The organism is Alginatibacterium sediminis (genome assembly GCF_003610775.1).
GTDB classification, from domain to species: domain Bacteria; phylum Pseudomonadota; class Gammaproteobacteria; order Enterobacterales; family Celerinatantimonadaceae; genus Alginatibacterium; species Alginatibacterium sediminis.
Window position 1 is genome coordinate 409,399 of record NZ_RAQO01000006.1, and the last position, 15,452, is coordinate 424,850.

Annotated in this window: 13 protein-coding genes; 5 read left to right on the top strand and 8 right to left on the bottom strand. The window is 43.8% G+C overall.

The features are described 5' to 3' along the window. Nucleotide 1: 1 nt before the first annotated feature. Nucleotides 2-523: a winged helix DNA-binding protein gene (locus DBZ36_RS12690; protein ID WP_120355314.1), complete on the top strand. Its 522-nt coding sequence runs from the start codon at nucleotides 2-4 to the stop codon at nucleotides 521-523. A gap of 97 nt (nucleotides 524-620) precedes the next feature. Here the strand turns inward: DBZ36_RS12690 and DBZ36_RS12695 are convergent, their stop codons facing one another. Further along, complete coding sequence (locus tag DBZ36_RS12695; RefSeq protein ID WP_120355393.1) at nucleotides 621-956, bottom strand: cupin domain-containing protein; 336 nt, start codon at nucleotides 954-956, stop codon at nucleotides 621-623. A 53-nt stretch (nucleotides 957-1,009) separates the two neighbouring features. Next, entirely contained in the window at nucleotides 1,010-2,773 is a 1,764-nt protein-coding gene (locus tag DBZ36_RS12700) for a sodium:solute symporter family protein (protein ID WP_120355315.1), read from the bottom strand. Between the two features lie 328 nt (nucleotides 2,774-3,101). On the opposite strand from DBZ36_RS12700, the gene DBZ36_RS12705 reads away from it, so the two are divergent. From DBZ36_RS12705 to DBZ36_RS12715, 3 genes are all read left to right on the top strand, one after another. Then, the gene (locus DBZ36_RS12705) at nucleotides 3,102-5,246 is read left to right on the top strand and encodes a heparinase II/III domain-containing protein (RefSeq protein ID WP_120355316.1); all 2,145 of its coding nucleotides are present in this window, start codon (nucleotides 3,102-3,104) and stop codon (nucleotides 5,244-5,246) included. 3 nt (nucleotides 5,247-5,249) lie between these two features. After that, the gene (locus tag DBZ36_RS12710; protein WP_120355317.1) at nucleotides 5,250-7,400 is read left to right on the top strand and encodes a heparinase II/III domain-containing protein; all 2,151 of its coding nucleotides are present in this window, start codon (nucleotides 5,250-5,252) and stop codon (nucleotides 7,398-7,400) included. A 76-nt stretch (nucleotides 7,401-7,476) separates the two neighbouring features. Further along, a complete protein-coding gene (locus DBZ36_RS12715) occupies nucleotides 7,477-9,225 on the top strand; it encodes a sodium:solute symporter family transporter (RefSeq protein WP_120355318.1) in 1,749 nt (582 codons plus the stop codon). A gap of 84 nt (nucleotides 9,226-9,309) precedes the next feature. Here the strand turns inward: DBZ36_RS12715 and DBZ36_RS12720 are convergent, their stop codons facing one another. The 3 genes from DBZ36_RS12720 to DBZ36_RS12730 are packed head-to-tail and all read right to left on the bottom strand — an operon-like array spanning nucleotide 9,310 to nucleotide 11,576. Beyond that, complete coding sequence (locus DBZ36_RS12720) at nucleotides 9,310-10,428, bottom strand: BamA/TamA family outer membrane protein (protein WP_199711861.1); 1,119 nt, start codon at nucleotides 10,426-10,428, stop codon at nucleotides 9,310-9,312. Nucleotides 10,429-10,476: 48 nt separating this feature from the next. Continuing rightward, nucleotides 10,477-10,863 (bottom strand): hypothetical protein, encoded by a 387-nt coding sequence (locus DBZ36_RS12725; protein WP_120355319.1) that lies wholly within the window; start codon nucleotides 10,861-10,863, stop codon nucleotides 10,477-10,479. Between the two features lie 56 nt (nucleotides 10,864-10,919). Then, the gene (locus DBZ36_RS12730) at nucleotides 10,920-11,576 is read right to left on the bottom strand and encodes a hypothetical protein (RefSeq protein WP_120355320.1); all 657 of its coding nucleotides are present in this window, start codon (nucleotides 11,574-11,576) and stop codon (nucleotides 10,920-10,922) included. Nucleotides 11,577-11,769: 193 nt separating this feature from the next. Here DBZ36_RS12730 and pbpG point away from each other — a divergent pair, with 193 nt between their 5' ends. Continuing rightward, entirely contained in the window at nucleotides 11,770-12,705 is a 936-nt protein-coding gene (pbpG, locus tag DBZ36_RS12735) for a D-alanyl-D-alanine endopeptidase (protein WP_120355321.1), read from the top strand. Between the two features lie 185 nt (nucleotides 12,706-12,890). Here the strand turns inward: pbpG and DBZ36_RS12740 are convergent, their stop codons facing one another. From DBZ36_RS12740 to DBZ36_RS12750, 3 genes are all read right to left on the bottom strand, one after another. Further along, entirely contained in the window at nucleotides 12,891-13,613 is a 723-nt protein-coding gene (locus DBZ36_RS12740; protein ID WP_120355322.1) for a FadR/GntR family transcriptional regulator, read from the bottom strand. Nucleotides 13,614-13,929: 316 nt separating this feature from the next. Further along, a complete protein-coding gene (locus DBZ36_RS12745; RefSeq protein ID WP_120355395.1) occupies nucleotides 13,930-14,616 on the bottom strand; it encodes an oligogalacturonate-specific porin KdgM family protein in 687 nt (228 codons plus the stop codon). Between the two features lie 235 nt (nucleotides 14,617-14,851). Next, nucleotides 14,852-15,445 (bottom strand): PqiC family protein, encoded by a 594-nt coding sequence (locus tag DBZ36_RS12750; RefSeq protein WP_120355323.1) that lies wholly within the window; start codon nucleotides 15,443-15,445, stop codon nucleotides 14,852-14,854. Nucleotides 15,446-15,452 lie beyond the last annotated feature (7 nt).

A 15,452-nucleotide genomic window follows, 5' to 3' on the forward strand; every position in this document is an offset into this window, starting at 1 on the left:
GATGACTAATCCCAAAAAACCTGCACATTTGCCCATCGTATCGTCTGCTCATTTGGCTAGCGATGAAGCGATGACTTTAAGCGAGTTTGAGTATGCGTTGACCATGGTTAATAACGCTTTTCAACGATGGATGCTAGCGTGCAGTGCTACATCTGAGTTTTCGGATTTAAGTCCTTTAGATATATTGGTAGTTCATAACTTACACCATCGAGAACGTCCTAAGCGGATTGCGGATGTGGCGTTTATTCTTAACATCGAAGACATTCACAATGTATCTTATTCTGTGCGAAAATTGGTTAAACGTGGTTTAGTGACCAGTAAACGAAGTGGCAAAGATACGTACTACTTGGTAACCGAGCAGGGCAAAGAATTCTGCCTATCCTATCGTGATATTCGTGAGCAGTGCTTAGTTGAAGTGCTCGGTAAAATGAACATTCATGACCAACTTGGTGAAGTGGCGACTTTAATGCGTACTTTGTCTGGTTTTTACGATCAAGCCTCAAGGGCTGCGCGATCTCTTTAATGTCCTCAGGAGCTTCAAATCATAGACACAAAAAAACCGCATTAAAGCGGTTTTTTAATATAGCCGCAGGTACTAAGCAGCTATTTAATAGTCTATCTTAAGACAAAAAGTCTTCGCGGGGAGGATTGAAAATATCAATCAACACGCTATCTTGCTCCAGCGCAACCGCGCCATGTTCAACGAGTTTACGTGCGATGTATGCGTCGCCAACTTGGAGAACTTTTTTCTCACCATCAATCATCGCTTCGAAACTACCGGCTGCAACGTAGCCTACTTGATCGTGGATCTCATGGGTGTGTGGTGTACCAACAGCGCCTTTATCAAAATGCACATATACAACCATCATTTCGTTGGTGGTTGCGATGATTTTACGGCGAATACCATCACCAAGCTCAGTCCAAGGTGTTTGGTCTTGTAGGAAAAATACTGACATATAAACCTCTAAAATTGAAAAGGGGCGAAACATCGCCCCTGGGAATTGTGTTGTTAAGCGGCTGCTTGCGGTGAGGCAGGCTTACGAGACGCTTGTATTAGCAAGATCCCAGCAGTCAACACCATCGCACCACATAAAACAAACAATAGGCGACCACTTGGCTCATTAGGAATAAGTGCCATCGTGATAATACCGAAGCCAGCTGTGCTGATTAGATTGCCTAGCAATGAGCGTTGTTTAGTATCAAGGTTTTGTTGCTCTTCACCGCTTGATACAACGGGTGTGTTCCAATCATGGAATAACTCGTCAACTTCGGCTTGTCGCTCTGGAGTACGACCTTTATAAAAGCGTGATGTAAGCAAGAAGAAACCACCAGTGATCACAACGTGCGCAGCTAAGCTCAGGCCAACTTTTAGATCTGACCATTCACGACCAGACAATGGCGTTTCAAGATTAAACCAGTTTTGAATGTCGTCCGCAGTTAGCGCAATACCAAAGATGTATGAAACCAAGCCACCAACGATAAGTGTTGCCCAACCCGACCAATCTGGCGTGTTACGTACCCACATACCCAGTAGTACAGGTATCAACATTGGGAAGCCTATTAATGCGCCGATATTAAGCACGATATCAAATAGACTTAGGTGCTTCAGTGAGTTGATAAAGATACCAATAGCAATAATGATGAAGCCCATTGCAACAGTAGCTATACGACTAGCAAGCATCAGTTCTTTCTCGCTAGCATTATCTTTACGGATAATTGGCGAGTAGAAGTTACGGATAAAGATACCAGCGTTACGGTTAAGACCTGAGTCCATAGACGACATGGTTGCAGCAAACATTGCAGCCATTAGCAAACCAACCATACCTGAAGGCATTACTTTTTGAACAAAGGCTAGGTATGCAGCGTCACCAGCTTTGTTACCCATGCTTTCGACAAAGGGTTGTGCAAAGTCTGGATAAAAAGCGTTCATATACCATGGTGGCAAGAACCAAATGATTGGACCGATAATCATCAGAATACACGCAAGGCCAGCAGCTTTACGGGCGTTCTCACTATCTTTGGCACACAGGTAGCGGTAAGCGTTGATGCTGTTATTCATCACACCAAACTGTTTCACAAAGATAAACACAATCCACAAGATGAAGATGCTCACGTAGTTAAGATCGCTACCCATCATGAAGTTGCCGTTAAAGTTGTCAACGATGTTGGTGATGCCGCCGCCATGGAAGTAAGCTGCAACAGCACAAGTAATTGTTACCGCCATGATGACCAACATTTGCATGAAGTCAGATGCCACAACCGCCCAAGAACCGCCAGTTACTGCCATCAGCAATAAAACTAGGCCAGTTGCGATGATGGTGTAATCCATAGGGATGTTAAATACAGCAGCCACGAAGATTGCCAAACCATTTAGCCATACACCTGCAGAGATGATGCTATCGGGCATGCTACCCCAAGTGAAAAATTGCTCAGAGGTACGTCCAAAACGTTTCTTAATCGCTTCGATAGCTGTCACCACACGCAGTTGGCGGAACTTAGGAGCAAAATAGACATAATTAAGGAAGTAACCAAACGCGTTGGCTAAAAACAGAATTACAATTGCGAAACCATCCGTGAAGGCTTTACCCGCGGCGCCAGTAAAGGTCCAGGCCGAGAACTGGGTCATAAATGCTGTAGCACCCACCATCCACCAAAGCATTTTACCGCCCCCACGAAAGTAATCGCTAGTTGACGTTGAAAAATTCCGGAACATCCAGCCAATCGCGATTAAGAACACGAAGTAGGCGAGAACGACTATTATGTCTATATTCATATTTTGCCTCTAATAAACAACTTTTAAAATCTTTAGGGTTACAAGTAACTTGTAATATGATTCAAGTGTACGCGTAGAAAATCTTATTTATAATACAATATATATTAATGTGTGATCTGAGTCGTGTTTTTTCGTCATTTATTTTTGACTATTTAACCCATCTAGATAACGCATCGTTCACTTGTTTTTTGCGCCACTACTGGTAATGCATAGAAATATAAGAACTTTTTGACATTAATGTGATTATCCTCACTAATATTATCAAATATATTTAGTTCTTGCGTTCTTTTGTATTACAATAACTGCAAATGAGTTGAGCGAGGTTCGGATGCATCAAACTGCAGAAGCAATTTTACTAAATCGTAACGAAGTAGAACTCTTAGCCAAAGAACTTGGCCAAGATAGCCTTATGGGGCTAAGTCTTAACACAATGGTTAATGATACGTTAAATTATATGAGCTCGCCAATAGAGATCCCAGGCCATGGTGAGGCTGGCGGCTATGAGCACAATAAACATAAGCTTAACTATCAGTATATTAATCAAGCTGGGCGTCTATTCCTTATTACTGGTGAAGAGCGTTATGCTGAGTACGCAGCGCAACTTCTGTTAGGTTATGCAGATGTATATTTGACGCTCGATTACCATATTCAACGCAATACCAATCCTACTGGACGCTTGTTTCATCAGATTTTAAATGAGCATGTTTTTTTGCTCTATAGCAGCCTTGGCTATAGCTGTATCTCAAGGTATTTGAGTGAAGAGCAGCGTGAACGGATCATCGAAGGTCTATTTAGACCTTTGCTTGAAATGTCGGTAGTTAAGTATGGCCATGATTTTGACCGCATCCATAATCACGGTTTATGGGCTGTTGCTGCGGTTGGTATTTGTGGGCTAGCAATAGGCGAAGATAAGTGGATGGAGTTATCTGTTCATGGCTTAGCTGGTGATGATGAAACCGGTGGTTTCCTGGCGCAAATTGCAAAACTGTTTGCGCCTTCTGGATACTATATGGAAGGGCCTTATTACCATCGTTACGCTATCCGCCCACTTTGTCTTTTCGCCGAGGTCATTGGCCGCCATCGACCTGAACTGGATATTTTTAACTATAAAGATCAAGTTATTGGTAAGACAATCAATGCGATGTTAGCGACGGCATATCCAAATGGTGTATTTCCAGCACTTAACGACGCCTCTTTAAGTATGGATATCTGTGATGCAGGTGTGATTGTTGCCGTTAGCTTGGCTTATAGTCATTACGGTCAAAATCCTTTGTTACTAGGGGTTGCGAAAATTCAGCAAAAAGTTTGGATACATGGCTGTGGCTTAGAATTATCAAATGCATACCAATCAGAAGATAAGGTAGAGCTGCCTTTATGGCCAAGCGTTGAATTAAACGAAGGGCCAAATGGTGATCGTGGGGCGCAAGGTTTCTTACGCATGCAAGCCAAAGGCGGTGATATCAGCCAGCTGGTGATGAATTATGGTCAGCATGGTATGGGCCATGGTCACTTTGATACTTTGGGTGTCAGCTTTTTCAATCGCGGCCAAGAAGTCTTGAAAGAATATGGTTTTGGCCGTTGGGTAAACGTTGAGCCAAAATTTGGTGGGCGCTACCTAGACGAGAACAAATCGTATGCGCGCCAAACCATCGCACACAACTTGGTGAGCGTAGACCAAGGCTGTCAAAACCAATTTGATGTTGCCACCGCCGATGCCAAACACGGAACACCGCATTACTTTGTTGGCGATGATTCAAAATTACAAGGTATGAGCGCAATTGCAGATGAGTTTTATCCAGGCGTAAAACAACAGCGCAGTTTGGCGTTAATCAATGATGAGTTATTTGACTCGCCTCTATTACTTGATGTCTATCAATTAAGTAGTGAAGAACAACATTGCTACGATTATGCTTTGCAGTATCAGGGGCAAATTATTCGGACCAATTTTGAATATCAGTCTCAGAGCCAATTGAAAACGCTAGGTGATGATGCGGGTTATCAACACCTATGGAATGTTGCTAGCGCTGAAGTCGATAAAGAGCGATGTTCTGAACTTAGCTGGTTGCAGGGCAATAGCTACTATACGTGGATTTGTTCCAATCAGGCTGGCGATGAGATTATCTTTACGCGCAGTGGAGCCAACGACCCGCAATTTAACTTGCGCAGTGAAACCAGTTTCATTTTACGTCGTGAAGCTAATTCGACGGTTTTTGCCAATGTATTAGAAACCCATGGTTATTTTAACGAAGCAATAGAAGCAAGTACCGACGCTCGCGGACAGGTAAAATCAGTTACCGTATTGGCTAATACTGAACAAGCTTGTTTGATTAGTATTGCCGGGGACGCCTTCGAACTGTTGGTGATGTTAAGTAATTTGCATGGGGTGCCTAACGACCATCAACATACTATCGAATATAACAATACAATTTATAGCTGGAACGGACATCTAGCCACTCAAAAGATAAGAGGTTAAGTCATGAGCTACCAACCATTACTGATTAGTTTTGAAGAAGCCGCAGAATTGCGCAAACATTTAGGGCAAGATTCGCTAATCGGCAACTCATTGGCGCTAGAAATTGCAGCCCTAGAAGCGTATATGCCTATTGGAATTGAAATTCCTGGGCATGGTGAAGCGGGTGGTTATGAGCATAACCGTCATAAGCAAAATTACATTCATTTGGACTTAGCGGGTCGTTTGTACTTAATCACCGAAGAGCCTCGCTATTTGGCTTATGCTCAACAAATGTTACTTGAGTATGCTCGTGTTTATCCGACTTTAGAGCTTAATACCAGTCGCGATTCCAACCCTCCGGGCCGTCTATTTCATCAAACATTGAATGAAAATATGTGGATGCTATATGCATCTTGCGCCTATTCATGTATTCGTCATACCTTCGATGAATCGCAGCGCAATGCGATTGAGAACGACTTGTTTAAGTTGATGATCGAGTTGTTCGTTGATGTATATGCAGAAGACTTTGATATTGTTCACAATCACGGTTTGTGGGCAGTTGCTGGTGTTGGTGTTTGTGGTTATGCCATACAAGACCAAGCCAGTGTCGACAAGGCGCTTTATGGCCTTAAGGGCGACAGTGTTAGTGGTGGATTTATTGCGCAACTGACGCAACTGTTCTCTCCTGATGGGTATTACATGGAAGGCCCTTACTACCATCGTTTCTCGCTGCGTCCAATTTATCTATTCGCTGAGGCTATCGAGCGTCGCCAGCCAGAAATCGGTATCTATGAGCTTAAAGACCAAGTCATTAAAACCACGACCTACGCAGTGATGTCGACTGCGTTCCCAAATGGTGTGCTGCCGGCGCTAAATGATTCATCGAAGTCGATTGATATCCGAGATGAGGGCGTCGTGATTGCAACCAATGTTTGCTTTAAGCGCTACAGCCAAGACGTGAATCTGTTAGCGATGGCCAAACATCAAAACAAAGTTTGGGTTCACAGCAGTGGAGCAGGCCTTTCCGACGCGGTTGCTGCGCAAGCCGATATTCCTGGATTCAACTGGGGAAGCTTGTCCTTAACCGATGGTCCGCAAGGCGAACGTGGCGGCGTTTCAATTTTGCGTCACCGCGATGCAAAATCAGATGACAGTATGGCATTGCTATGGTTTGGACAGCACGGTAGCGATCATAAATTGCATTCAGCTTTGGATCATGGTCACTTTGATGGTTTGCATTTAAGCCTGTTTAATCGTGGGCAAGAATTTACTCAAGATTACGGCTATGGGCGTTGGGTAAATATTGAGCCGAAGTTTGGGGGACGTTACATTCCTCAAAATAAGAGTTATGCGAAGCAAACGATTGCTCACAACACGGTTGTTGTTGATCAAATGTCACAGAACAAGGGCGATACTGCCACTGCAGAAGCGCGTTGGGGTGAGAAACACTTCTTTGTTACTGATGATACAGAGTTGCAGGCTATGAGTGCCCGGGTTCAAAACTATTACGATGGGGTTAACCAACAACGCTCAGTGGTAATGTTTGAATTACCTGGTTTTACAAAGCCTTTGGTGCTGGATGTTTTCAAACTCACGAGTGAAAGTGAGCATTGCTATGATTACCCGGTTCATTTTAAGGGCCAAATCATTCGCACCGACTTTGACTATCAGCAGGAGTCGGTTCTGAACCCACTTGGAGATGCGCAAGGTTATCAACACCTTTGGAAAGTCGCCAGTGGTAGCGTTAAAGACTCAAGCTTAGTGTCGTGGTTGATGGGTGATAGCTATTACTCATTAGTTAGCAGCGCAGCGAAGGATAGTGAAGTTATCTTTGCTCGCATTGGCGCCAATGATCCTGACTTCAATTTACGTAGCGAGCCAGTTCTTATATTGCGTCAACGCGGTAAGAACCAAGTGTTTGCAAATGTATTTGAAACTCATGGATACTTTAATGAAGCCATTGAAGCCAGTACAGACGCGCGCGGACAAGTTGAATCGGTCAGCGTGTTGCATAGCGATGATTATGCAACCTTAGTTGAACTGCAACTGACCAACAGCCGTGTTGTTATGGTTGCTGTATCCAATCAAGATGGTGACGCGGTTAATGCTGATCACCAGCTAACTGTTAATGGACAAAAGTATCAGTGGCTGGGGCCAGTTAAAGTTTTCGCTTAGCTTTAGTTTTTACCTCAGTTTTAGCCTCGCACTTGCGAGGCTTTTTAGTTTCAGTTGATTCGCCATTAGGAGAAGCATGCATAGCATCGACTTATGGGTTGTAGCTGCTTATTTTGTATTTGTTATAGGTGCAGCAATAACCTTTAAACGGTTTGCTACGGACAGTGGACAATATATTAAAGGTGGTGGAGCCATGATGTGGTGGATGGCTGGAGCCACCGCATTTATGACGCAGTTCAGTGCTTGGACTTTCACTGGGGCCGCTGCCAAAGCCTACGAAGATGGATTCCCTGTGTTGATGTTGTTTTGGGGAAACGCACTTGGCTTCTTTATTGCGGCCTGGTTTTTTGCTGAGCGTTTTCGCAAATTACGTGTCGACACGCCTATGGATGTCATACGCCAACGTTTTGGACTGGTATCAGAGCAAATCTATACCTGGTTACAGTTCCCTCTCACCACACTTTCGGCTGCTATATGGCTTAATGGCCTGGCTATTTTTGTAGCAGCGGTCTTTCAAATAGAGTTAAGCCATACCATTATCGGTGTTGGGGTATTGGTGACTTTTATTGCGGTTAGCGGCGGTTCATGGACGGTCTCTGCAACTAATGTAATTCAGTTAATTTTGTTGATGGCCATTACCATGACCATAGGTATTGTCGCACTAATCGGTGCTGGCGGGCCGATAGAGCTTGCGCGTAATTTTCCTGCACCAAGCCTTGCCGGTAATAATGTTAGTTACCCTCAGATCTTTATCCTCTGGGGAGCGGTTGTGTTGACCAAACAGAGTATTAGCACCAACAACGCTATGAGCTGTTATCGTTTTTTAGTGACCACGAATGAGCGCGAAGCCAAAAAAGCTGCGTTTATTACGGGATTAATGTTCTTGATTGGGCCGGTTTTGTGGTTTGTCCCACCCTGGGTGAGCGCCACTATGAACATAGACTTAGCGAGCCTTTATCCCAATTTAGGTAGCGAAGCAAACAACGCTGCTTACCTCTATTTTGTCGACACCTTTATGCCCGCCGGTGTCCTAGGCTTAGTGCTAGCGGCAATGATTGCAGCCACCATTTCACCGATGACAACCGCCTTGAATCGTAATGCCGGTATATTTGTTCGCAATGTTTATCAAGTGTTTTGGACTAACAGTGAAGACGAAAAACGCAAAATGTGGGTAGCAAAAGCGGCGACGTTGGTGAACGGTATACTCGCAACTGCGGCAGCTTTGTTCTTTGCAAGCCTTGAAAGTGTCGGTTTTTTTGATTTAATGATGCTTTTTGGAGCGCTACTGCAAGTGCCCTTAGCAATACCGGCGCTTCTCGCTGTTGTGGTGCTAAAAACGCCCGATTGGTCTGGCTGGGCAACCTTGGTGGTTGGCTTGCTGGTGTCGTGTATTGTTCATTTTGGGTTTGATGTCAGTTGGTATAGCTTTTGGTTTGAGACTGAGTTACTCACGGCTCGGGAGCAAGTTGACTTGAAAGTTATTACCGCTTTGTTATTGCAAGTGTTGGTGACGGGGGGATTTTTCTTAAGCACCCAACTGTTCTATAAAGAGCCGAAATCGAAGCGCCGCTTAAGTTTGAATCAATTTGAAAGCAATATGTTGACGCCTATTTCTTTGGAGGAGCAAGCGACAGTTGACGGGCGTCAAAATCAATACTTAGCCCGCATGGTACGCATGCTTAGTGCTTGTTGTTTATTGCTAACCTTGGGGTGCGATAGCATACGTGATGCGCTTATCTTTGTGGCAATTTCAACCTTGATGCTGCTCGCAAGTTTGGTGCTATCAAAGAAAGAAACCTCCGCGAAGCTTGAAATCGCCCATTAGTATTGGAATATCTACCGTCCTATCGATAACTAAATGTTCAGGATTGGGCGGTAGAGTTCACCAGCCGAGATTCAATACCAGTGATTACCAGGCGCTGCCGAATTGAATGTTCAGCGTCCATTCTTCAGGGCCTTTAGCAATATCAACACCAGTGCGTAATCCAAGTTGCCTTGCGATTAGATAACGAACACCAACACCCTGGCTATAGAGTGGTTCAGCATTTTTAAAGCGCTGTTCAGGCAGGTCTTGGTAGCCTATGCCAGCAAATGCTAAAACAGTCCAGCGAGTATTAATATCGTAACTCACTTGTGCCTCTGCCAATGCGACCGCATCACCTTGGTAACGCATCGCAGGCATACCGCGCATATCAATATAGGGCTTCGCATAGAAGGGTGCTCCGTCGGAAGCAGCTTTATAGTCCGCTCTAAGTGCCAATCCCCAGTTTTTGGCTAGACGTTGATAGTTTTGTACGAAAGCGTGTTCACTGTGATAGTCGAAGTCGCCACCGAGATTTGGTGAAAACCGTTTAGCCTGCAGCCGAGCAAAGGTACCAGAACGGGCAGAGAACAAATGGTCGCGAGAGTCATAACTGAGTTTGACACCTAGACCCGCATCATTGCTTACTAGTTCGTCTATTCTGGTATTAGCGTCAAATTCAAGCTTTGTTGTAGAGCTCATAAATGAGTAGTCTGCCCCCAGAAACCAAGGGCTATCACCTAATCGGAAGTCGATATCTTGGAAGAAATAATTACCCGCAATATTTAGTGGTATTGCAAGTGAGCTTGAGGGCTCATAGAAGTTTAGATTAATATCAGCATGGAAGAGCCCACCCAAATAGCGGATGTGATCGTCCTTCCAGTTGCCAGAATGAAATCCACCATAGATTTTAGTGCCATTACTAGTCGCTGCTCCTACTAATCCACTGACACTAAGCGGAATACCTTCGACCGACTCAGGATCTTGTTTTCGGGCTTGTTTTTGCTCGTCAGTCTCGTGAAAAAACATTAGGGCTGCACCGCCACCCACTCCCACTGCAGGTTCGGTGATAACAAAAGGTATGGGCAAGAATCCTGTCGCGTTATCCAAAACCCATTGACTAAGATCGAGTTGTCCATCATTAGGGTCAAAGAAATTGGCATGGCTTGGAGCATGCAGGCCGGAAGCAATCGTTAAACTGATGATTGAAAGAGGTATTTTTTTCACGTTGCGGCCTTTAAGCGAGTGTAAGATTTTAATAATTAGTGAGTACCATTAATTGTAGAACAGTTCATCACTAAAGCTGTCATCTATAGCGTCTTCTATTATTGCATCTTCGATTAACGCATCTGCAATTATTTCTTGTTCGATATCATCTTCAATTAAACCGTATTCAAGGTCATCAAAAGCGCGTTTACAGCGCTCTTCATTTACTGCGCCTTGCACTAAGCCATCAATTGCGCCTGCAGCAGCTCCAATAGCTGCGCCGCGGCTTGCGCCCTGTTTTCCGTCAGCAATAGCGCCAATACCGCCACCTACAACACTGCCGACAATAGCGCCATCAATCATTTCTCCGACGCTGTCGTTACAAACGGCTAGGGCTTGAGTTATAGCGGCGCTGTTACCAAATACAGCAATCAAAAATAGAGTTTTTGCGTTCATGTTATTCTCTCATTAAATGTTTAGGCTAGGCCTCAGATTTAGAGGCCTATTCAAAATCAGAAGTAATAGTTGGCTTGGATCCAAGCAACGGTATCTTCTGGTTGGTTTCCATATTTGGCGGTGTATTCGATCTTCGCACCAACTGAAACCTTGTCAGCAACCATGAGGCCGCCGCCTACTTCAACTTGATTGATAAACTGCTTATTTTTTACGTGATAAGTCGTTTTTGGATTTGCGTATACCCAGTGACCGTCATCAAAGCCGTACATCGCATACACACCGGCTTGAGCCAAAGTAGAATTTGCTCCTTTGGCTTTAGTGTCGGTGTAACCTAGTGAAGCCATTGGAAATATCGAAATATTATCAGTGACTTGGAACTTATAAATCATTCCGGCTAAAGCTGTGGTACTGTTTTTATCGCCAAGTACGTCAACCGAGTAGCCTAATCCGTCGGTCACATGGAAGTAACGACCACGGTAGTTAACATCGCCTTTCTTGTTGTCTGCACCTAGGTCTAGCTGAAAGATGTTTGCGCCAAGGCCCATCATGCCATTGAGCTGTGTAGTGTCTTTACTTGCGCTAACACCTAGCGTAGAGAAACTAGCGGTAGGGTCGCCATAATTGACTTCCTCTTGCGCCGCTGGAGTGGTGTCGGCCGCAAATGCGCCAGTTGAAGCGAGGGCTAAAAGTAGTGCCAAAGTAGATTTTTTCATGTGATGCTCGATGTGTTTGATTAACTTGTCGCTATTATCGAGCAAATGAATAAATAGGTTTAATTAGTTAGTATCACATATTCGAATACATCGGAAACTATGTTCAATTTTAAGCACTAGCTTAGTTACAAATGTGCTTTACTATATTAGAGAGCTTATACCTAAATGGGCAATGCAAGGGACGCAATCGGCAATGAAGTTGTATCGAAACGTGAGCTTTAGGCTCTTAACTTTTATCTACGCTGGATTAAGCGTAATTGCTTTTTCTATGGGCGCACATGCGGCGTCAACCCATCAGGAGCTAGCTTCTTCGGCTTCGATACTTGTTGATCTTAGTACCAATCAAGTGCTGCATGCGCAAAATGAAAATCAAGTGATGCCAATTGCTTCGGTTACTAAATTGATGACGGCGTACGTGGTGTTAGATGCCGGTTTAGATTTAGATGAGCAACTTGAAGTCACCATCAAACAAGCATTTTTAACACAGCAGGTTTTCTCGCGAGTACGCTTGGGTAGCAGCATGTCACGTCGTGAGCTGTTGTTGTTGGCTTTAATGTCGTCGGAAAACCGCGCTGCGGCTACTTTGGCCCATCATTATCCTCAAGGCTATTGGGCCTTTATTCAAGATATGAATAAAACTGCCAAAAAATTGGGCATGCATCGTAGTCATTTTGTAGAACCGACCGGGCTATCTTCAGAAAATGTATCAACTGCCTCTGACTTAGTTCGCTTACTTAAGGCCAGCAAGAAGTACCCTTTACTTGGTGAGCTAAGTACAACCCAATCGCATCAAGCGCAATTCAGCAAACCACGCTATAGCCTAGGCTTTGGTAATACTAATCGTTTGGTTTCCAGAGACAGCTGGGACATTGCTTTAAGTAAAACAGGATTTACCAATGATGCTGGCCGGTGCTTGGTTATGCGTACAGAAATGGCTAATCGACAGGTGGCATTTGTGGCCTTAGATTCCTTTGGTAAGTACACACATATGGAAGATGCTAAACGTTTAAAATCATGGTTAGAAACTGGGAAGGTGAGTCAACTGCCTCAGACGGCTAAAGATTACAAATATCAGCGACGTCAAGACTATCAAGCCCAAGTGCTAGCACGAATTTCCATCAAACCTTAAGACACTGAACTTTAATGATAATGTTTGATAGCAGTGGCGAATTTAACTGATCATCAGCGCATATTGTTGCGCTAGAGTTCATTGTTCTGATCCTTTTTCCCAACCTTTAGGCACACCGTGGAGGGAAATTCAGGCAATAAAAAGGGCTTACTTTCGCGAGCCCTAAGTGTGCTTCAAACTAAAGATTAAGCAGCATGTTCATCCGGTAAACGGTGATTACTATCATTAAGTAGATCTAAGTTCGCTTGGCGGGCTTTAACACTATCCCCAGCCATAATCGCTTCGTAGATAGCTTTGTGTTCTTCGATGCAGGTTCCACCTTCTTTGGAAGAATGCTCAATAAACCCTAAAAAGATAGTTCTTAGTACATTTGCAAACGGCAAGAAAAAGCTGTTGCCTGTCGACAAGTAAATTTGACGATGAAACTCTAAGTCAATTGTAGACCACTGATTTTCTTGGTCTATTCCCGATGCAATGTTGCTCATGGTTTGGAAAATGCCAGACAAAGCCATACGCTGCTCGACACTTGCATGGCGGGCGGCAAGCGCTGCGGCTTCAGGCTCAATAGCACGACGTAATGATAAAAACTCCCAATAGATTTTATCAGTGTTATCGATACCAACCATCCAGTCGATCAATTGTGCATCGAGTAAATTCCAGTGCTCACGTTGACGTACGCGCGTGCCGATTTTCGGCTTAGACTCGAGCAGACCTTTAGAGTTTAGCAGTTTGATTGCTTCTCTAAGTGCGGTTCGGCTGACACCGAATTGCTCACACAAATCCATTTCGGATGGAATTATGCCATCCTCGGGAAGGTCTCCAGAGAGAATTTTTCTAGCTATTGCACGTGCGACTTGCAGATGCAGGCTACGCGAAGAGCCTTCTATTGATTTAAAAGCCTTGCTCATACAAATCCTTAAATACTACTTAATTATTTAAAATTGTACCCTGAAAGTTATAGGAACGATAGCGGAAATTCTAATGCTAGGTACTATGAGTTCACAGTTTTACATGAAAAATGCTCAGGAATTGTGCTTTGCTTGGATGAGTAGGTAGATTTTTAATACGGTACAAGGCATGTCATAGCGCTATTGATTGGTAAATAAAGCCTATTTTGAAACAATGAGCTAGTGAGCAGTAATAATTTAGCTAGCATTTGCGATTAGAATGGGTATGGGGCAGGATAAACAATAAGCGCTCCGTAGAGCGCTTATTGTCTGATAATTAAAACTTGTAAGCAATACCTACACGCGAACGAAGTTCTCGCTTGCTAGTCTCTTTACCGACTGACACATCACCAAGCTCAACCCATGGCGTCCAATCACCCATGCTGTAGTGTGCGGTTACGTTGTGATCATAGTTGGTTCGTCCATTGTCATACAAAGTATACTGGGCATCGTCAGCATAGTAGTAGTTAAACTCATAGCCAAACTTCCACTGGTCCATTTTATAACCCGCGTTAAAGGTTCCACGATGGCGATACTTTTCATAATCTGGCGCTCCATTTTTAACATCAAGACGGTAACGACCGCTTAACGATAGACCGTCGATAGACGCTGGAGTGTAGGTTAAGCGCAGCTGCGGTTTGAATGTAGTACCGCTGTCACGGAACTCGATAGGCATACCTGGTTGCAGCGCCCATTGGTCACTTAGTTTGTAGGTATAACCTAAGCCAATTTCAGTACCATTATTTTGAAGGCCTTTCATGAAGTCTGTTGGATCTTCGCCTTTGAATTTCACTTCTAAACTTACACTGAAGTTATTGTCAAAAGTATTGCCCATTTTCACACGGCTAGAGTGATTTTTACTTTCGCTATTATATTGATGACGAAAATCAATAGAAGCAGCGTTAGCTGTTGCTGATAACAAGCCAAGACTGAGCAAAGCTGTAACAATTGGTGTAATTTTCATAGTGTTTTTTCTCTTATGTTTTGCGTTATAGTAATACAATACATTGAGCCGATAGCTTTCTGAAGTTTGATTCGCTAATATTGTGAGCAATATCACCATAAAAGGCTGCTTATGCGCTCATATTTAGTTTTTTACGCATAATCATTCGTGTTAAAGACTTTTGAGGGGTTTTATATTCTATCTGGCTTTGTTGATATATTGTTGCAGGCAAATTGTAGTCTGCCTGCAAGGATTGTCAATGGTCTTGGCTGACCCGCTCTGAGAAGCTGGTGATAAGCTGACTTAGCGCTTGAGTTGCGCCGGCCCGACTGAGGTCTTTGGCCTGTAAGGTCTGCGAAAAATTTCCAACAGCATTAACATCTCCATTAGCCTCTAACCATATCCATTGGGCTTCTAAACGCGCAAGTCCTTGTTGGTTTACATCAAAGCGCAGAACATCAACGCTCAAACTCTTGGCGTTACCGACATAAAATAAGCCTGGGTGGCGGACAAAAAAACTATCTTGTTGTTGTTGGGCGAGGTTTTTAAGTAATGCTATTTGAAATTCGTCTTCAATGTTTCCGGCCCATTGTTCGAACTTCTCTGGGTTATATTCCACGTCACTGTGTTTAGCGACAATCGAACTACGCATTAGATAGTCCGCAAAACGTAAAGGCCCAATTACAATCACTTGTTGTGCTGAGTAACTATCGACCGTGGTCTCATTGAGTGCTTGTGATTGCAATAAGTAGTAATCGGGATCAATTGAAGGCTGCGTGATCGAACAGGCCGACAACACAAGAAGACTGAGTGCTATAGCGCAATTTTTAATCTGAGTCTGGCTGATCATGATGTTT